Raw genomic sequence first — 20,594 nt, 5'->3', positions numbered from 1 at the left:
ATTTTGGGTTTATTAAGGTCTGCGATATGATGGGTGAATGGATAAAATACGCCTAAATTCTAGTCTTAATAATGATCATATAGATCAATTAACTAAAAGGTTGCTTAATATTGGTAAAAAAGCAAATTGTTATCTAATAATTCGCTTTCAATCGCTTGAAGAAAGAAGATGGCGCTATAGTAATCAAGAGATTAGTTCAGCCGATTCAAGTAGTGATATCGGAGTAAGTATCTATATTATCAAAGGTCAGCATTTGGGATTTGTTGTAGGTAATGATTTAGCTCAGATAGCTGAGAGATTACAAGTTGAAATCAGTAAATTAGATAATTATCCAGATTCGAAATTGAGCTCAAGACTTGCAAAGTTGGAACAAGAGGTAGGTGATCAGATCTCGGATTGGGAGGAATATAAACTATATACAGACTTGGAACCTAATCAAGTAGATAGCGCTGAGGCCAAAAGGTTACTTTTATCAGTTGCCAAATATACTAAGAATTCGATTACTGATCAAGACATCCAAGTCCACCAAAGCCTGGGTTTGACTCTGGAATCTGAGGCTTGGCGAATCATTAGAAGTGATGGTACTGATATCGGATATGAACTAGGTAGAGCAAGAGTAGTAATGCAAATTACATTGACCAAATCAGGCGAACAGCTAAGTGGTTACTTGAAACACTTAGCTAATAGCTATTCAGAATTGGAAGAAACTCTTGACCAGTTCTTGACTAATATTCAATTTGAAATAGGACTATTAGTTGATCAATTTGGAGCCGAAGAACTATCTCCTGGTAATTATAATTTATTAATAGATTCTGATCTGAGCGGTACATTAGCGCATGAAGCTTTTGGTCATGCTTCTGAGCTAGACCATGTCTTACAAAAGTCAAGCATCCTAGGGGATCGACAAGGGAATTATCAGGTAGGAGCAACATTTGCTAGGCCGTATCTTAACTTGGTTGATTACCAGGCTGATAAGTGGCATGGGTTTGTTCCCTATAGCGGATTCGGTAATATTAGGAAGAGAGCTAACTTGATTGTTAAGGGCAGGGTAGAGGATGGTTTGGGTGATTTGGTTTCTTCTGATTTGACTAAGGCTTTAAGAAATACTAATTCCGAGAGAAGCCAAGATTATCAAAGCGTAGCAGTCCCTAGGATGTCTAATACCTATATAGAACTAGAAGAATCTAGGGTGATCAAGGGTGACTTTACCAGATATCAGCCTGCTCGAATCCAAAAATTCCTACTTGAAAATGGTTGGTTTGAGAGTTATCCAGAGATAATTTTAATACTTGGTTGTCCAGGAGGTCAGGTTGAAACAAAGGAAGGAAGCTTTATGTTTGGCACGAGCTATGTTTATCTATTGAACCCTAAAGGTTACAAGGTCTGTAAGCCAGTTAGTTTTTCTGGTAAGGTTGATAGCGCTCTTAATAGCGTAGAGTATGGTTTTGGCAAGCTAGAGACCAAGAGTTCTAGTGGATATTGTGGTAAAGCCGGTCAATTGGTACCAGTTGATGCAGGATCACATCAGTATTTGTTGTTGAAAAAAGATCTAGAGGTTAGCTTAGCATGATAATTGCTGGTCAGAATCTAGAAGGATTAATAGAGGGTTTAGAGAAGTCTAAGCTAGTAGAGGGTTACCAAATATTTTTAGAAAATAATCAAAAAATTAGAGTAGGTTTTGATCAAGATTATTTTGCTGATCTTTATGATCCAATTAAGCATAGTCAGATCACACGGGTTGAGATTAGATTAAGATTAATAGATCAAAAGCAGGCAAAGCTTGAATTTGGATACCTACCAAGCATTATGGAGGTAGAGGCTAGGGCTAAGCAAATGGCATATTTGAGTAAAACCCCCATGGTTTTTGCTAGTTCGATTCTTGAGAATTATGTTAAGTTGTTTGATCCATTACAGCTTAAAGCCTGGGGTCAAGATTTTGCTATTAGGGTTAGCGAGATCAAGAAGATATCTGGGTTGGTAAAAAGTTTTAGTCAAACAAATTATGGATTAAGAGGGATTGAATTTAGTCAGTATCGATTGATTAATTCAGAGGGGGTTAGCTGGCAAGATCAATATACTCATGAGACTGTATTGATAGATATGGATAGTAGGGTCGGATTTAGTCAGAGATCATTAGTTCCAATTGGTATCGATAGTACCATTGAAAGACTAAAATATTATGGTCAACTCAATCAGAGCTATCAAGTTAAGCCTATTAATTACCAGGATTCAATAATTAAAAAGGCGAAGATAGTCCTACTGTCAGGATGCTGGGAAGAGCTACTAGATCAATTATTGTTAGCTAATTTATTGGGGACAAATCTGGAGTCAGGTCAATCAAGGTTTGAGTTTAAGGATTTTGGTAATAAGTTGGTAGCTCATCCAGATTTTGATATTACGATTGATCAACTGATCGATTATAGTTATCGTAGTTATAATTTTGGTTCTGGGGGAATCACTGGCAAAAAGCTTGCTCTGATCAAAGGAGGAAAGCTCAATTCGCCAATCTTAGATTTGAAACTAGCAAGTAAATATCATCTACCAGCTATACACCTAGACAGTTTGGGCGAAGCATTCTCGGGTCCTTTACTCAAGTGGTCTGATATTGTTTCTGGCAACAAGCCCTGTATGGTCATCCCTTCAGCGTTAGGGATACATACTGCTCAGGCAATTACTGGAGACTATTCTTTGCCTGCTCCTCATGGATTACTATTGGATGGTGATAGTTATAAGCCTGTAGAAGATTTAGTATTGACTGGTAATATTTTTGAAGACTTACTTAATCCCCAGACTAACTTCTGTCAGCTGCCCACGGGCGAAGTAGCTCTGGTCTTAGGTCGCTAGCCATTCTGCCTGAATTGACTAACTAGTTCTGTCTATAGATGAAGATCTAGGATGGATTATCAGGCGCAGTTTGATGTATAATTAGTTTTGTAATGAGCGTCGGAAGGTTACCAAAAAGTATCAAGAGGTTTAGCAGGGAGCCAGGGGCTAGATTGGTAGGCGAAGAGTATTTGTTTAAGATATTTAACGTACCATTGTTGGATTATCAGGGTAATTCAAGAGATTTTACAGTCATACAAAGACCTGACACTGTCAGCATCATCCCAGTTCTTGATAATGGTAGGATTTTGATAGGTAATGAGGGTCAACCCCATTGGGGAGTTAAGGGACAAGTGATACTTTCGGGTACTAGAGAAGATAATGAGTCAATTATCGGGGCTGCCAAAAGAGAGCTAAGGGAAGAAGCAGGTCTGTCGATGAAAGAATATTATCATGTAATGACATATCGGATGGGTACTATGGAGTGGTTTTTCCATCAGGTAATCGCTAGGGTTGAGATCAAGTGGGTTGAACCTCAATTAGGGTCTGGTGAGAGCTTGACAGTTCAGGATTATAGCTTGGAAGAGATTATTCAGATGATTCGTGAGGATCAATTCGTTCATCCCCCAAGATTATTTGAGAAATATATATTAGCTGACAGGATTGATGAACTTAGGGATTTATTGGCTAATCCTGATCAGTATCAAATATTCTGGGATGATTAATAGACTAATAGGTGACTAAGCTGTGGAAGTATTTGCCAAGGTTATCAAATAATATTTGTCAATATCACTGGCCATACTGTCTGTGCTAAAATGGTTGTTTGATGGCACAGATCAATATTACAGAGTCACAATCTAGAGAATTATATACAAAATCCTTTGGGCTCAATAATTCTTCGATCTTAGTTAGCTCTATGGAGGATCTTCGGTTGCTTGAACACTTGGATCATGAGACAAGATATGTAGTCAAAGCAGATACCTTAGTCTCAGGTAGGATGAAAAGAGGAATGATCAGGGTAGGTATTGATCTAGAGAAAGTCAAAAAATTCATTACCGACAATATTGGGTCGATGGCAGATAGTTTTATAGTTCAGCCATTTATCAAGCATGATCAGGAGTGCTATCTATCATTTGAGACTATGCCAGAGTATGATTTGATACGATTTAGCAGGCAAGGTGGGATAGAGATTGAGGACAATTGGGACAAGATCGAGCAGTATCAGATAGGCTTGGATGACCAGGAGCTCGATGCTCTGAAGGGTCATCAGTATTATCAGGAAATTAGAGATTATTATCGCTTTTTTGTAGATAGTGGGATGGCTTTTTTGGAAATCAATCCTTTGGCAGTAACTGATCGAGGCTTAGTGCCATTGGATTTTAAGGCTCGCTTGGACTCTGAAGCGGGGGATAACTATCTGTACGAGAATCACAATGCCACTAGTCCAATCGAACAGGCAATTAGTCAACTAGATCATTTGAGTGGAGCTTCTCTCAAATATACTACCCTGAATCCAGATGGCCGGGTTTGGCCAATGATTGCAGGAGGTGGTGCGAGTATAGTTTATTTTGATTTGATTTCAGATAAGTTTAGAATTGACCAGATTGGATTTTACGGTGAATACAGTGGGAATCCAAGCATAGAAGAAACTTATCAATATGCCAAACTGGCGATCAAGGCAATGCTTGATAGTAAGGCCAAGTCTAAAATCTTGTTGATTGCAGGTGGGAACGCGAATTTCACTGATGTAGCTAGGACTTTTACGGGTATAATACAAGCATTGGAGGACTTAAAGAGTGAGATGATAAAACAAGGTATTACAGTGATTGTCCGCAGGGGAGGTCCTAATGATCAGATTGGGCTTAGGAAGATCAAGGATTTTCTTGATGATGCGGGCATTAGTAACCATGTTTATGGGCTAGAGGTAGAGATACCAGATACCTTTGAGGAATATTTAAATGAGTAGGCCATTCCAGTTTGACTACAGCGATCAAGTAATCGTCTATGGTCAGCACAAGCAAGCAATCCAGACGATGCTCGACTACGACAATCTGGTCAAAAAGCAGCAACCTAGCATTGTTGCAGTGATCGATCCTATTAGTCGGACTCAGCAAGTCTATAAATGGGGAAAGCTTGATATTATTTTGCCGACCTTCAAATCAGTCGAACAGGCACTCGAGGCAGGGTTAAAGGCCAGAATTGGGGTCAATATGGCATCTTCGAGGTCAGCCTATCAAGCTACACTAGAAATGTTGGAAAATAAATATTTGAAGTTCGTTGCAATTTTGGCTGAAGGGGTTAACGAAAGAGAAGCTAGGAAGATTGCAAAGCTTGCCCTAGAGAAGGAAGTGACAATAATTGGACCGGCGAGTGTGGGGGCTCTGATTGCTGGCAAATTCAAAATCAGCCATGCTGGAGGAACCATTGAAAATATCCTAAGGACTAGGCTGGATCAGGCTGGGAGTGTTGGGTTGATCTCAAAGTCTGGAGGAATGCTCAATGAGCTGATGACAATGATTGATAAGAATAGTGATGGGGTCAATGAAGCAGTAGCCATTGGTGGAGATCGTTATCCAGCTAGTAGATTAGTCGATCATTTGGCTAGGATGATTGATAATCCTCAAATCAAGCTAGTAGTTATCCTGGGTGAGATTGGAGGAGTTCAAGAAAATCAGGTAGCTAAGTATCTAAAAGGTCATCCTACCGATAAGGCAGTAATTTGCCATATCATTGGCTCTGAGTCGGAGGGTCTTGATCGGGAGATTCAGTTTGGTCACGCTGGTGCTAAGGCCAATCAAGAGCAAGAGAAGCCAGATTATAAGCTAGATAGGCTCAGAGAAGCTGGGGTCTTGGTAGTTAGAAAATATCAAGATTTGGCTAAGACGATTAGGAGTCAGGGATTTTTGGACAATACACGCTCGATTAGCCACTATTATCAAGATTTTAATCAAGCGATGGCAATAGGAGATTTGCGTTATACGCCTAGCATTGTCTCGACTGTTGATTATGATTATCAAGCTGGCAGCAAACAAGGATTTGGTGAGATTATTGCCAGTCTTTGGCTCAGAAGACCAGTCAAAGAGTGGCAGGCTGATTGGATAGAGCTAGCACTTAAATTGATAATTGATCATGGCCCATTGGTCAGTGGTGCTCATAATACGATCGTGACTGCAAGGGCTGGCAAAGATCTGGCAAGCTCGCTTGCAAGTGGACTTTTGACAATTGGACCGAGGTTTGGGGGTGCAATCACAGGTGCTGCAACTTATTTCTCAATGGCAGTTAGTCAAGGGCTGAGCCCAGAAGAATTTGTCAGTAAGATGAAGCAAGACAAAGTGTTGATACCAGGGATAGGGCATCGAAAATATTCCCGAACCAATCCTGATTTGAGAACCAAGCAACTAATCGATTCATTGAAGGATAACTTGTCTACTAGTCCACATCTGGATCTTGCCTTGGAGGTTGAAAATATTACCTTGCGCAAGAAAGACAATTTGATCCTCAATGTTGATGGAGCCTTGGCTGTCTGTTTACTCGATATTATGCAGGACATCGGGATTGATCAAGAAGGAATTCAGGCTTATATAGAGGCAGATTTATTCAATGGATTTTTTATTTGGGCTAGGAGTATGGGGCTAATTGCTCATCATATTGATCAGAAATTGTTGAATCAGCCACTGTACAGACATCCTGAGTGGGATAATCCTATCATAAATAACCCATATTAGATTTGGCTCGGAAAAAACTAGCTCGTTTTTTAGAAGTCAGTCAGTATCCTTTTTATTATGATTTAATGAAGGATAGAACTGAATCAGAATCTGATAGGGTTAATCAGATATCTAGGCTACAGAGATTGATTTCGAATAATGGTCAAGAGGTAGTTTTGGAGCTAGGTTGTGGTAGTGCTGATCTCAGCGTTGGTCTGGCTAAGATTAATCGCCAAAGATTGTATGTTGCTTTGGATATTCAGGGGGAAAGACTTTGGCGGGCTGGTCAGAGGATTATCGAAGAACAAATCACCAACTTGACACTAGTCAGGGGTAATGTACGAGAGCTAGGGGAATATTTTGCCCCAAATACAGTTGACCAGATCTGGCTAACATTTCCTGATCCTCAACCAAAGAAGAGAAATGCCAAGCACCGCTTGACTCATCCTAGATTTTTAGATATTTATCGAGAGATTCTAAGGCCAGGCGGAGAGGTAATTCTCAAGACTGATAGCACGGAGTTATATCAGTATAGCTTGGAACAGTTGGAGGTGAGTCCAGACTGGGAAATTATCAAGGAAGTAGTAGATATTGATCTAGTCAGTCAGCAATCTTTGCCCCAGGGGTCTAGGATAGAAACGTATTTTGAAGCTAAGGCTCGGGATAAAGGAGGGGGGATTGGGATGATCGTGACTATACATTGAGTGGAGGAGGATGAATACGTTACAGTTGCTACATATTGTAATACATGGTATCATTAAGGTTATTAATAAGGGGCAGGATGAGCAAATTTGAGCTAAAAACAGGTGAAGATAGTGAAAAAGAAGATGCAATAGAGGAATCTATAGGGGGACTATTTGCACGGGAGGAGATAGCTGAAGAATTTGTTATACATCCCCGGATAGTAGTTTTGGAAAAGAAGAGGGTAGAGAGTGGTATGGTATATTTTGTACAGCGCAGAATCTTCTGAGCTTTTTATACGGGTTTATCAATCAGAGCAATGCTGTCAATGATTTGGTAATAACAGAGCTACGGATTTCCACGGAAGATATAATAATCCATTTCGAGCTTGAAGAGAAAGGGTTTACTGGGATAAGCGCTGTGCGCATAAGCCAACAAAATTCAGACATACTATTTAGGGAGGTATTTGACAATAATACCTCTGGGGTAACTGGGTTTTTCCCAGGAAGACATCGCCTAGAAGATGGAAGAGACCAAATTTTTATAAGAACACACCAAGAGCGTCCTGATGTAAGCGAATAAGTCATTCTTGACTAGTATAGTTTAAAGGGTTAATATATTAATATGCGACGAGTGATTCTAGCGATAATTCTCAAAGCCGTGATTGTCAAACGGCGGGAGTTTGTTGTCTAGAATCAAATAAAATAAGATAAATAAGCAAAACCCCGCCAACTAAGGCGGGGTTTTTGTTTGAAAGGAAAAAATGAACCCAAAGAGTCCCCTCAAGATCAATTACCAAACAAGAGATGGCCAAGACAAGTCGATTGTTGTCAGTACTGAAACTCAACCAATTCTTTTGAGCTTGCTTGAAAATCTAGATTGTAAGCAGGTGCTGGAGATCAATGATCCAGATCAGGGTCAAAGGCTTGAGGAATTGTGCTTTGCTCTCGATTTGCTCCAGGGGCAGTGAATATTTTTGTAGTTCATAAAAGTTTGAGGTAAGATATAATGATGAAGAAAATTCCTAATTACCAGCCTGATCAGCTAGAAAATCAAATAATAAAGTTCTGGCAAGACAATAAGATATTTGAAAAAAGTCTAGACAAGACTAAGGGAGGAGAAGTCTATAGCTTCTATGATGGTCCACCTTTTGCCAACGGGTTGCCACACTTTGGTCACAATCTAGTAACTGCGATCAAGGATGCTTTTGGTCGTTATGAAACAATGCGCGGACATTATGTACCGAGAAGGCTAGGTTGGGATTGTCATGGATTGCCGGTTGAAACCAAAATTGAAAAAGAATTAGGTATCAAGAATAAGCGAGATATAGAGGAGAGGGTCGGAATTGCCAATTTCAATCAAGCTTGTAGAGCTAGTGTTTTTAAATACAAGGATCAATGGGAGAAATTGTTTACTAGACTGGGTCGTTGGGCTGATAGTGAGGATTATTATGCTACTCTCGATGATAACTATATCGAAAGTGTTTGGTGGGTATTTAGTGAGGCTTATAAGCAGGGTCTTGTCTATCAAGGACAGAGACCGACAGGCTATTGTCCACGTTGTGCTACACCATTGTCAAATTTTGAGCTCAATCAAGGCTACAAGGATAATGTCAAAGATCCTAGCTTGGTAGTTAAGTTTCCTTTGAAGAATCAGGAAAATACCTATTTCTTAGTTTGGACTACTACTCCTTGGACTTTACCAGGCAATCTAGCAATCGCAATTTCTCCCAGTCAAACCTATTTTAAGGTCAAGATTGATGATCAGTTTTTGATCCTAGCAGAAGAAAGGCTAGGGTTGCTTGGTAAGCAAGATTACAAAGTAGTAGACCAGTATCTTGGTCAGGATTTGATTGGTCAAGAGTATCAGGCATTGTATCCTGCAGATAGTCAGCTTGATTCTGAGCAACTAGATCGGGTCTATAGACTTTATCCTGGAGATTTTGTTTCAATGGAAGAGGGTAGTGGATTAGTCCATATCGCACCGGCTTTTGGTGAAGATGATAATACACTTGCCAAAGAATATGATTTGCCAGTCTTAATATCAGTAGACCAACATGGGATGATGGCTGATTATACTGACTTTGCTGGAGTGTTCGTCAAGGATGCTGATAAGCTGGTGATTGAGGAGCTGGAAGGTCGAGATCTTGTATTTGAATCGAAACAGATTCGCCATACCTATCCTTTTTGTTGGCGCTGTGATAGTCCACTCATTTATTATGTAGTGGATACTTGGTATATTGAGGTATCAAAATTGCGAGAGAAATTGGTTCACTCCAACCAGGATATTCGCTGGATACCTGAACACTTCAAGGATGGAAGGTTTGGTAATTGGCTGGCTGGTGCTAGGGACTGGGCTGTCTCTCGAAATCGATATTGGGGTTCACCTATTCCAATTTGGCACTGTAAAGAGACAGGTGAGTATGTCGTAGTTTCAAGCCTAGCTGAATTGCGAAAACTTTCGGTAGAGCCGATCGAGGAGCTGGATTTACATCGTCCGGGAATCGATAATATTAAACTGAGGACTCCTTCTGGTGGAGTAGCTACTAGGGTGGAGGAAGTATTTGATTGTTGGTTTGAATCTGGCGCTATGCCTTATGCCTCTATTCATTATCCATTTGAAAATAAGGACTTATTCGATAAAAGTTTTCCAGCTAAGTTTATCGCTGAAGGTCAAGACCAGACAAGGGGTTGGTTTTATACTCTACATGTTCTTGCGGCAATACTTTATGATCGTCCAGCTTTTGAAAATGTAGTAGTTAATGGTTTGGTTTTGGCCAGTGATGGTAAGAAGTTGTCAAAGAAACTCAAAAACTATAATGACCCCGAAGAAGTAATCAACCAATTTGGAGCAGATAGTTTGAGGTTTTATTTGCTCAACTCAGCAGCTACTAATGGTCAATCTATTAAGTTTATTGAGAAAGATTTGGCAACTATCAAACGTAATGTGATGATGACTCTATATGCCTCGGTAAGTTTTCTGACACTGTATGCCGAGATAGATAGTTATCAGCCAGATCAACTCATTAGGCCCACCAAGCTAATTAGTCCGCTAGACAATTGGATCCTGGCAAGATTAGACCAGACAAACCAAGAGATTGTTCAAGCAATGGATGATTACCAATTTTTTAATGCAACATCTCCATTAGTCAAACTAATCGACGATTTGTCCAACTGGTATATTCGTAGATCCCGTAAAAGATTCTGGAAATCTGATAATGATCAAGATAAAAATCAAGCTTATCAGACTTTGCACTATGTTTTGGTGGAGATTACCAAATTGATGGCACCTTGGTCTCCCTTTATCAGTGAGTACCTTTATGGACAGTTGATGCAGGGGGTTGGAGGTAGTTTAGAATCTGTTCATTTGGTAAGTTGGCCATTGGTTGTTGAGCCAGATCAAGAGATCCTGAGTCAGATGATTCGCTTGAGAGACTTGGTGACTGAAGGTTTGGCCCAAAGGGCAAAAGCTGGTATTAAGCTCAGACAACCCTTGGCAAGCGCTAAAGTTAGGACGAATTTTGGGCTAAATCAGGAGTTGATTGAGATATTGACTGATGAGTTGAATCTTAAGCAGGTCAAGGAGGATGATCAGCTTGACCAAGATATTTTAGTTGATCTGGAGTTAACTGATCGACTAATAGCCGAGGGGATGATTAGAGATCTGGTTCGCCAAGTCCAATCTACCCGTAAGAAATTAGACCTGGAGGTCACCGATAGAATTAAGTTGATGGTAGACACTGAGTCAGAGACTGTAAGTCTTGCGATCAAGGAATTCGAAGGGGTAATATCAACTGAAGTGCTGGCAGATCAGATTGATTTTGCCAAGTTGAGCAACCCTAATAATCAATTTGAACTAGGTGAGCAGGTGGTGAGAATCTTAATAACAAAAAGTTAAGCCTAGATGAGGCTTATTAAAAACTTTAGATTTGATTGGTTGATAGTTCTACCAGCATCAGTCTTGATACTGATTAGTATAAGCGTATTGATGGCTTCAGCCCTAGGGGGGTCAACAATTGGAGTGATTGATGTGGTCAAACAAATGGTATATTTTTTGATTGGTATCTTGGTTGCAATATTACTTCAGAGATTTGATTACCGATTGGTAGCGAGGTATCACAAGCTTTTTTATCTTTTGACCTTGGTGCTCCTAGTTTTGGTTGAGCTAATTGGCACTACGGTTTTTGGAGCAAGACGATGGCTGGATCTTGGTCCAATTCAACTCCAGCCATCGGAGTTCGCCAAGTTGGCGGTCATTCTTTCACTTGGGGTTTATTTTGCCAAGAATTATCAGAATAGTCAGAGGTTGGGTTTTGTCATCAGATCCAGCTTGATCAGTCTACCAATTCTAGTATTAGTTTTAATTCAACCTGATCTAGGTACTACTTTGGCGACTTTGGTAATTTATTTGATTATGTTAACTAGTTCTAAATTCCCAAAAAAAATCCTTTTGGGTTTGATGATCATTGGGTTAATTTTGATTCCAGTTGCTTATCCATATCTAGATCAATATCAACAACACCGGATAGAGGTTTTTCTCAACCCTGATAGTGACCCTCAGGGAATTGGTTATAATGTTCGTCAGGCTAGAATAGCAATTGGTAATGGAGGACTAGGGGGTCAAGGGATCAACGCTGGTAGTCAGTCGCAACTCAATTTTCTACCCAGTCAACATACTGATTTTATCTACTCGGTGATTGGAGAGAAATTGGGATTCGTTGGCGCAGCAATGGTGCTAATTATGGAGCTTTGGATTGTAATCCGGATTGTTTGGCTGGCGAATTATTCTCGCGAACGAACAGCTACCTTTTTGTTACTCGGCATAGCTGGACTTTGGTTTTTTCATAGTATCATCAATATCGGCATGAACCTTGGGCTTGCACCAGTGACCGGACTACCTCTGCCATTGGTGTCATTGGGTGGGTCTAGTTTGATATTGAGCATCATCCTCCTAGGTATTGTCAATAATATCTATAGAAGCAAGAAACAGTTGGAGAAAACTTATGCACAAGCTAGCTAAGTTGTTGCTAGGCTTGGCTTTATTGGTTGGGTTTATTTGGGTCAAGAATCAATCCCATCTAAGCAGTCAATCAGTAACAGTGCTTAAGGTAATTGATGGGGATACTATTGAGGTCAGTTTGAATGGTCAGATCCAAAAAGTTCGCCTGATTGGCGTAGACACACCGGAGACCAAAGACCCTCGGCTGGTAGTTCAGTGTTATGGCACAGAGGCTAGTCAGTATAGCAGGCAGAGGCTTGAGGGTCGAGAGATTACCCTGGAATCTGATCCTTATGTGGCTAATTACGATAAGTATCAACGCTTGTTGGCTTACGTATATCTTGATGGTAAGAATTTTAACCAAGAATTAATAGAGCAGGGGTATGCTCATGAGTACACTTATGATAATCAACTCTATTTATACCAAGCTGATTTTAAGGTCAGTGAGGAGATAGCAAGAATAAAGAGTCAAGGTCTTTGGAATGAACAGACTTGCAGTGGTAACACCAAACAGCCAGCATAATTCCAAATATCCTTCTGCCTTGACAGTGAGTGCAAGATTAATATGCCATGGATGTGGCGGGTGTCGCGGACAGTCCGCGACATCTCTAATCTGGCAGGATGGTAAAAGTCGCGGACAGTCCGCGACAGAAAATGGGGTCTTGGGGTTTTTGAAATTTTGTTTTGGATATCGAAAGGGTTTGATATATAATACTATTAAAGCTTATGAGTTGCGATAATTGTCAGGGTAGTAACGTTATCCAAATCGCTGGACGCGATTACTGTACCACTTGTGGTCAGGCTTTTGGTAATACAGAAAAAACTGCCAATATTCAGGCTAAGTCTCAGAATTTTTCAGATAAACCACAGGGGGATAGTGTGTCAAATAGGGTGAATTCTCAGGTTGGTGGTCATTCAGTAGTAGCTCCAATGGTCGGGAAGCCATCAGTTGATGTTCAACCCCAAACTCAGTTCAGAGCTACCAATAAGGTACTAGATAAAAGGTCAGGATTAGAGGATACTAATCTCAATCAACAGTCATCTACATTTAGTGACCCAATGAAGATTGGTGTGGCAGAATCAACAGCTACTAATCTATCTCTACCAAGTAAATCGCAAAATGTTAGTATGGATTATGCCCAACAGTTTGATCCGATTCCAGTCGACTATCAGCAAGTCAACCCAGCAGTTCAGTCTACAAATGATCAAAGCACTAATCAATCTCAACCGCCAATAGTCCAGGAATCCAAAATTGCCAGTGTATTAAGTGATGATCAATTTAATGACTTAGAGCAGAGCTTTAGTAAAAATCCAGCCACTGATATTCCTAGTAATAACTCTAATCAATTCTCAGGCCATCAACAAATTATACAGGATACGGTTTCAGCCTACCCAGTTGAGGATCGTTACCCTGAGTCTACTGTAGATTATTATCAGCCAACTACAGAATTAGGAAATCAGTATAATTATTACTCTGACCAAAATCCTAGCCAGATAGCAAATAATATTAATTATCAGGATTGGGAGTATCAGTCCCAACCCTCAGAAACTCAGCAGACTGATAATTATGGGCAGATGATTGCCGATAATCAGTTAGTTGCCGACTTAGCAGTTGATAGCAATAGAAAGAAGAATAAATCCAGCTCAAGACATTATCTAGGTAAAGTCAAAGATTCAGCTACTGGCCTGGGTAACAGATTAAAAAATATTTCCACTAAGGCTAGCGAAGTGGGTAATGGTATAAAACCAAATCTATCAGAAAAGACCAGTAGATTGAAGCCAGATTTGAATAAACAGGCCAGTATTCTTGGTAGGGATACAAAGAGTAGATTTTCAAACTTCTTTGCCCGTAAAGTTGCCCTACCTAGTCCTGGAATTGCTAAATTAGCAGGAAGCGCATTGGCACTTGCTGTAATCTTGGTTTATGTCTGGCAAGTTAATTATCCTAGTCTGGCACTTAAGATTGCTGGAGCTAGGGCAGGGATTGCTACTAGTGTTCCTGGATACCTCCCTAGTGGGTGGCAATTGAGTCGAGAGATTAAAGTCGAGGATAATAGTTTGACTTATAGTTTGGTTAATACTGCAGACAGGGCAACTATGGCCGTTTCTCAGCAAGCTAGTCAGTGGACAGATCAGGATTTGATTGAAGACTATATCAGTAGCATTAGTGATAGCTATCAAGCACTGAGAACTGGTGGTCAGACCCTGTATATCTATGGAGATAATCAGATTAGTTGGATCAAGGATGGATTGTGGTATAGGATAGAAGGGGATAGTAGTCAACTAGCTAAGGATCAATTGATTAAGGTTGCAAGTAATATCTAAATGAGTAATTATCCGGTTCGTACCAGGTTTGCACCCAGTCCAACGGGTTATTTGCATTTGGGTTCAATCCGGACTGCTTTATTTTGTTATCTTTTTGCCAAATCCAAATCCGGACAGTTTGTTTGGAGGCTTGAAGACACTGATCAACAAAGATTTGTCAGTGGTGCAGAAGCTCAAATGCGCCAAGTTTTTAATTGGTTGGGGATTAATCCTGATGAAGGTCCTGAGATTGGGGGCGAGTATGGGCCATATAGACAATCTGAAAGGCTAAAACTTTATCAAAAGTTTGCTCATGAATTGGTTGATCAAGGGTTGGCCTATTATTCCGATTTGGATCAATCAGTAATAGAGGAGGCTAAGCAAAAGGCCAAACAGGATAAAAGAAGCTTTGTATTTAGAGGCGAGGATTTCGATAATCAATCTGGTGATAGTAGGGTCGATGTACCGATTAGATTTAGAGTTTCAAGTGTAGCTGGAGATAAGGTAGATTGGGAAGATGGTCTTAGGGGTAAGCAGTCTGTTAGCTTGAGTACCATAGAGGATTTCATTTTGATAAAGTCTGATGGATATCCTACTTATAACTTTGCAAATATTATCGATGATCATTTGATGCAGATTAGTGATGTGATTCGAGCAGAAGAATTTATCGCTTCTACCCCAAAGTTCCAATTGGTTTATCAAGCACTTGGTTGGTATGCTCCGAATTTTTTGCATTTGCCTGTAGTGCTGGGTGAGGACAAGAAGAAACTTTCAAAGCGTACTGGTGCTAGTGATCTGATGCTATTGAAGCAGGAGGGTTATCAGCCCGAAGCAATTATTAATTATCTGGCATTACTTGGTTGGAACCCTGGAAGCACTCAAGAAATTTTTAGCCTTGATCAATTAGTTCAAACATTTGATCCAAATTCAATACAGCTCAGTCCGGCTATGTTCAACCAAGAAAGGCTTAATTGGTTTAATGGGCAACAGTTGAGGCTTTTAACTATGCCGGAATTGGTTGAAAGATTTAAGCCACTTCTTAGGGATTATTTTGATCCAGAGTGGGAGTCAGATCAAAGTTTCTTGAGTGATCCATCCGATATTAATTATTTGGAAAGAGTTCTATCAATAGAAAAAGACAAAATTATCAACCCTAAGCAATATTTAGATAAGATTTACTTTCTTTACCGTCGACCAAAATTTGATCTTGATATCCTTGATCAATTTGATCTAGAAAAACAAGAATTCTTGACCGTGATAGAGAGATTGATAGGAATTCTTGAAGTCAATAATGATTGGGATAAGCAATCACTATTGACTCAAATCAAGGATTTTATTCAGGCTAGCGGTCTGAATACTAGATTTGTAATGATGAGTTTGAGGGCTGGATTGACTAGCCAGGTCGGTGCAATGGGGGTCTATGATATTATGGTTTTACTGGGCAAAGATGAATCATTAGCCAGATTGAAACTAGTTCAATCTGGCTAGTCAATTAATTAGGAGGATAAAAATATGCGCAAAAAGTATCAAATAGCCGTGATTGGTAGTGTAGCGGAAGATATTAGATCTGATTCAATGACTCAGGCGGAGATTGTTGGTCAAGAGATTGCTAAACGGGGTGGAATATTATTAACCGGTATTGGTGAAGGTGTATTAGATGCTGTTTTGAAGGGCTTTAGGGCGGAAAATGGACAGATTGCAATGGGCTTTTCACCTATGGATAGTTATAAAGCCCATATTGATAAGTTTGGTCATGGGGTTGATCAGTATGATGCAGTTGCCTTTAATAGCGGAGGATATTTTGTTAGAAGCTTGCCCTTGATATTCTCGGCAGATGCGGTGATTGCGATCAGTGGTAGGATTGGGACACTTGAAGAAATAGCTATTACAGTTGGTCATCATAAACCCCTCGGTATTCTTACTGGTTCAAAAGGAATTATCGATAATATTAGTGTAATTATTGATCATGCAGGATACGATAGTACCAATAATATCTATGATTCAGATCCAGTTAGTTTGGTTAGTAGGGTGATTGACAAAATCAACTAAGAATCGAGCTTCTTAACTGATTTCGCCTCACAAACTTTCCCACCTCATAGACATCAGTCTGGGTTGGATTTTTCGACTCGTCTTATCATAGATAGTCGCGAAAGCTAATGAGGGCTAAATCTGCTAGCAAACCTAGTGGAGGGTAGATCTAGGGATTACCAGCAGATTACAGTAATACACTCTAACATACTGACATTAAAATGTCAACCCTAATTAATCTGTTTCACAAGGAGTCCTCTTGGGAAACATTATCCCAACAGGTATCAGCATGTAAGGAGTCCCATTGAAAACCGATTTTGATTTTGGGTTGGTTTTGTTTTTAAGTTGCTATATAATAGATTTATCGATGATTAAACGAGTGACAAAGATGCACTCACTCTATCCAAATAATTTTCATCAATTATACAGCCCTCCCGATCAAATATATCTGAGAGGAACATTGAGATCAGATATCCGCCTGGTAGCAATGATTGGTACGAGGAAACCAAGTGGATATGGTACTGCAGTATCTATTCAAATTGCTCAAGGTTTGGTTAGGGCAGGACTTGGGGTGGTTAGTGGGTTGGCATATGGGATAGATATGATTAGTCAACAGGCTGTTTTGGGCTTGTCTGGGTATACTTTGGCTGTTTTGGGCTCAGGTTTAGGCAAAATATATCCTAGGCAAAATCAGGGATTAGCTAACCAGATCTGCCAATCAGGTGGTGGGCTGATTTCAGAGTACTCACAGGAAGAGCAAGCTTTGGCTTGGCATTTTCCGATGCGTAATCGCCTGATAGCGGCACTTGCTGAGGTGGTGATTGTAGTAGAAGCTGGAATCAAGAGTGGAACATTTTTGACTGTCAATGCGGCACTTGATTTGGGTAAAACTGTTTATGCTGTACCCGGTCCAATTAATAGTCAAGCATCTGAAGGTACTAATACGCTAATCAGGCAAGGAGCTACATTGATTCGTTCTGTAGATGATATTCTCGAAGATTTAGGGCTTAGTGGACAGCTTGTCAGCAGTAAGCTTGGTTTGAGATTGGATAAGCTTAGTCAAGCTATTCTAGATCTAATTAGTTCTGGGGTAGGTGAGCAGGATAAAATTATTCAGTCCCTTGAATTGGATGCAAAAAATACAGCTAGGTTATTGGTAGAATTGGAGTTAAAAGGCTTGATTACTAAGACAAAAACTGGGATTTGGAGTTTACAAGCTTCGGGCTAAAGGGTAGTATGAAGTCTATGAGTTCAAAAAAAATAGTTGTAGTAGAGTCACCAGCTAAGGCGAAGACAATTACTAAGATTCTGGATTACAAATATCAAGTAGTTGCTAGTTTTGGTCATGTTCGAGATCTGCCAAAAAGTAAGATGGGTATAGATATTGAAGATCATTTCAAGCCTGAGTATATTATTCCTAAAGATAAGGCAAAAAAGGTCCGAGAATTGAAGGCAGCCTTAAGTGGAGCTCAAGAAGTAGTATTGGCAACTGACCTTGATCGTGAGGGTGAGGCGATTGCCTGGCATGTTGCTGAATTGATCCCAAAAAAAGATCGAGACAAGGTCGAGATCAAAAGAATTACATTTGCAGAGATTACTCCGACGGCTATTAAGAGTGCAATGAAGAATTATCGTCAGATTGATATGGATCTAGTCTATGCTCAGCAAGCTAGAAGAGTGCTAGATAAATTGGTTGGGTACAGTCTCTCACCTGTTTTGTGGAGAAAGGTTAAATCTGGACTATCTGCAGGCAGGGTTCAGTCGGTAGCTTTGAAGATCATTGTCGATAGAGAGAAGCAGATTATTGCTCACAAGCCAGAAGAATATTGGACAATTGAGGTAGAATTAGATCATTCGCAAATCAAGGCAATCAAAGCCAAGCTATTGGATCCCGATCAAAAGTACCTAAATAACGGTGATTCTGCCAAAGACTCCGAACAAGAACTTTTGACAGCGAAGTATCAAGTCAAGAAAAACATAGTTACGGAATCTATCAAGAAGCCTTTGCCTCCCTATAAGACATCTACCCTTCAGCAGGATGCATCAAGGTTGCTAGGATTAAGTAGTAAGCAGACTATGATGTTGGCACAAAGGCTCTATGAAGCTGGTCATATTACTTATATGCGTACGGATAGTACTAGCATTAGCAAAGATGCCATTGATGCTATTGAGAAGTATCTTGATAAGAATGGACTTATTGCTGATAAGAAGCGAGGTCAATTCAAGACTACTACCAAAGGAGCTCAAGAGGCTCACGAAGCTATTAGAGCTAGTGATGTTAATAAGACCCCAGAAGGTTTGAAGGATTTTGATAATCAGGCAGTGAAACTCTATCGATTGATTCGCAACAGGGCAATAGCTAGTCGAATGGAGCCAAGTCGCTACCAGAAATTTAAAGTACAAATAGAAGCCAAGGTAGATAATGGCAATATCTATGATTTAATATCAGAAGCAAGGATTAGGGTCTATCCTGGTTTTGAAGAGATTTTTGAGGTTGACAAAGGTAAATTTGTTGATTTATCTGAACTTGAGGCTGGTAATGATTTACAGCTAAAAAATCTTGAAATGGAACAAAAGTTCACCAAGCCACCTGCTCGTTATAGTGAAGCTACTTTGATCAAGGAGTTGGAAAGCTTAGGTGTAGGGCGTCCATCTACTTATGCTAGTATTATTTCAACATTATTATTACGTTATGCTCAGAAGGAAGAAGGCAGGCTTAAGCCCAACCTATTAGCTTTTCCAGTGACTGAATTACTAGCCGATAATTTTGATTTTGTAGTAGATCCAGATTTTACAGCCAAAATGGAATCAGAACTCGATCAAGTAGCAGAAGGTAAGAGAATATGGTATCAGGTAGTAGAGATGACCTATGATCCAATGCATAAAACATTAGATGATAGATTAGATCAAATACCTAGATATCAGGCGCCAAAACAGGAGCTAGAAGAGAAATGTCCAGAGTGTCAAAGTCAATTACTAATCAGGGAATCGAGATACGGGCAATTTATCGCTTGTTCAAATTTTCCCGAATGTAAGTATAAGCGTTCAGTCAAGACTGCTATTGCAAAGTGTCCAGACTGTGATCAGGGTGAAGTAATTGAGAAGCGAACTAAACGTGGAAAGATATTTTATAGTTGCGAGCGTTATCCAGATTGTAAATATGCAGTTTGGAATAAACAAGAAATTCCAGAGCAAAATTTAATAAAAACTAGCGAATAAGTTATTGATTAATCTTACTAAATAGTCTAAAATATAGATGTAACATCCATTATGAGTAAAGTTAGTTCAATAAATAGTAGTTTCTTATCTGATCTAGTTGGTCAGTATCTTTCGATTCTTAAAAAAGATCGAGATAGAGAGATTATTGCTAGAAGATTCGCAATTCTTGGTAACGATAACCATACGCTTGAGCAGATTGGTCAACAGCTTGGAGTTACTAGGGAGAGGGTTAGGCAAATAGAGAAGGCAGCCACTAAAAGACTTAAGAATCTTCATGATCATAGGCATCAACTTTCTGATGAGGTGATTGAATTACTTAAGGAGTCTGGTGGACTTTTGGCTTTTGATGCCTTGTTAGAACGCTTGAATTTAAATAAAGATGACATCCAAAATCTTAAGTTTTTGCTTGAAACAAATCCTGAATTCGTTTTGATTGATAAACACGATCTTTATGAGTGTATTGTTTTAGATCAAAAAGTTTATTGCGCAGAAGACATTATCGATCTACATGATAGCCTGATTCGTATTCTTAAGACTTATAACAAACCTGTTAAACTTGAAAAGTTATTGTCTGAAATCGAGAGTAAGCATCATAATAAGACAATAGAGCATTTAGCCAATAGCTCAAGAATGGTTAGGGAATTGGATGGATTATGGGGATTACATGTTTGGCCTAGTGTTAATCCTCGATCTATTCGAGACAGGATGTATATAGCCCTCAAGAAAGCCAAGAAACCATTGCATTTTTCAGAGATTGCCAAAAAAATTCAAGGAATTGGTAATAATAAGCAGGTTACTACACAAGCAGTGCATAATGAATTGATCAAAGACAAACGG

At 39.7% G+C, this 20,594-nt stretch carries 17 protein-coding genes; all 17 read left to right on the top strand.

The features are described 5' to 3' along the window. Positions 1-37: 37 nt before the first annotated feature. Positions 38-1,570, top strand: a complete 1,533-nt coding sequence (locus tag KA531_01490; GenBank protein MBP6005561.1) for a hypothetical protein — start codon at positions 38-40, stop codon at positions 1,568-1,570. Beyond that, positions 1,567-2,844, top strand: a complete 1,278-nt coding sequence (locus KA531_01485; GenBank protein MBP6005560.1) for a hypothetical protein — start codon at positions 1,567-1,569, stop codon at positions 2,842-2,844. The genes KA531_01490 and KA531_01485 overlap by 4 nt, the downstream gene beginning before the upstream one ends. 92 nt (positions 2,845-2,936) lie before the next feature. Continuing rightward, on the top strand, positions 2,937-3,548 hold the full coding sequence (locus tag KA531_01480; GenBank protein MBP6005559.1) for an NUDIX domain-containing protein: 612 nt from the start codon (positions 2,937-2,939) through the stop codon (positions 3,546-3,548). A 101-nt stretch (positions 3,549-3,649) separates the two neighbouring features. Continuing rightward, positions 3,650-4,789, top strand: coding sequence for a hypothetical protein (locus KA531_01475; protein ID MBP6005558.1), 1,140 nt, complete (start codon positions 3,650-3,652; stop codon positions 4,787-4,789). Next, on the top strand, positions 4,782-6,548 hold the full coding sequence (locus KA531_01470; protein ID MBP6005557.1) for an ATP citrate synthase: 1,767 nt from the start codon (positions 4,782-4,784) through the stop codon (positions 6,546-6,548). Before KA531_01475 ends, KA531_01470 begins: the two co-directional genes overlap by 8 nt. A gap of 2 nt (positions 6,549-6,550) precedes the next feature. Beyond that, the gene (gene trmB / locus KA531_01465; GenBank protein ID MBP6005556.1) at positions 6,551-7,231 is read left to right on the top strand and encodes a tRNA (guanosine(46)-N7)-methyltransferase TrmB; all 681 of its coding nucleotides are present in this window, start codon (positions 6,551-6,553) and stop codon (positions 7,229-7,231) included. Positions 7,232-7,308: 77 nt separating this feature from the next. Beyond that, entirely contained in the window at positions 7,309-7,497 is a 189-nt protein-coding gene (locus KA531_01460; GenBank protein ID MBP6005555.1) for a hypothetical protein, read from the top strand. Between the two features lie 474 nt (positions 7,498-7,971). Continuing rightward, positions 7,972-8,178 (top strand): hypothetical protein, encoded by a 207-nt coding sequence (locus KA531_01455; protein MBP6005554.1) that lies wholly within the window; start codon positions 7,972-7,974, stop codon positions 8,176-8,178. Positions 8,179-8,216: 38 nt separating this feature from the next. Then, complete coding sequence (locus tag KA531_01450) at positions 8,217-11,105, top strand: isoleucine--tRNA ligase (protein ID MBP6005553.1); 2,889 nt, start codon at positions 8,217-8,219, stop codon at positions 11,103-11,105. A gap of 6 nt (positions 11,106-11,111) precedes the next feature. Further along, the gene (gene rodA / locus KA531_01445; GenBank protein ID MBP6005552.1) at positions 11,112-12,227 is read left to right on the top strand and encodes a rod shape-determining protein RodA; all 1,116 of its coding nucleotides are present in this window, start codon (positions 11,112-11,114) and stop codon (positions 12,225-12,227) included. Then, a complete protein-coding gene (locus KA531_01440) occupies positions 12,211-12,729 on the top strand; it encodes a thermonuclease family protein (protein ID MBP6005551.1) in 519 nt (172 codons plus the stop codon). The genes rodA and KA531_01440 overlap by 17 nt, the downstream gene beginning before the upstream one ends. 203 nt (positions 12,730-12,932) lie before the next feature. Continuing rightward, positions 12,933-14,531 (top strand): DUF4367 domain-containing protein, encoded by a 1,599-nt coding sequence (locus KA531_01435; protein ID MBP6005550.1) that lies wholly within the window; start codon positions 12,933-12,935, stop codon positions 14,529-14,531. Beyond that, positions 14,532-15,998 (top strand): glutamate--tRNA ligase, encoded by a 1,467-nt coding sequence (locus KA531_01430; GenBank protein MBP6005549.1) that lies wholly within the window; start codon positions 14,532-14,534, stop codon positions 15,996-15,998. 24 nt (positions 15,999-16,022) lie between these two features. Then, positions 16,023-16,559, top strand: a complete 537-nt coding sequence (locus KA531_01425) for a hypothetical protein (GenBank protein ID MBP6005548.1) — start codon at positions 16,023-16,025, stop codon at positions 16,557-16,559. Between the two features lie 283 nt (positions 16,560-16,842). Further along, the gene (gene dprA, locus KA531_01420; GenBank protein MBP6005547.1) at positions 16,843-17,766 is read left to right on the top strand and encodes a DNA-processing protein DprA; all 924 of its coding nucleotides are present in this window, start codon (positions 16,843-16,845) and stop codon (positions 17,764-17,766) included. Positions 17,767-17,783: 17 nt separating this feature from the next. Next, entirely contained in the window at positions 17,784-19,757 is a 1,974-nt protein-coding gene (gene topA, locus KA531_01415) for a type I DNA topoisomerase (GenBank protein MBP6005546.1), read from the top strand. Positions 19,758-19,808: 51 nt separating this feature from the next. Next, a partial coding sequence (locus tag KA531_01410) for a hypothetical protein (GenBank protein ID MBP6005545.1) occupies positions 19,809-20,594 on the top strand: 786 nt, incomplete at its 3' end.

This window comes from Candidatus Saccharibacteria bacterium, from assembly GCA_017983775.1.
Classification (GTDB): domain Bacteria; phylum Patescibacteriota; class Saccharimonadia; order JAGOAT01; family JAGOAT01; genus JAGOAT01.
This window is presented reverse-complemented; position numbering and strand designations above follow the sequence as displayed.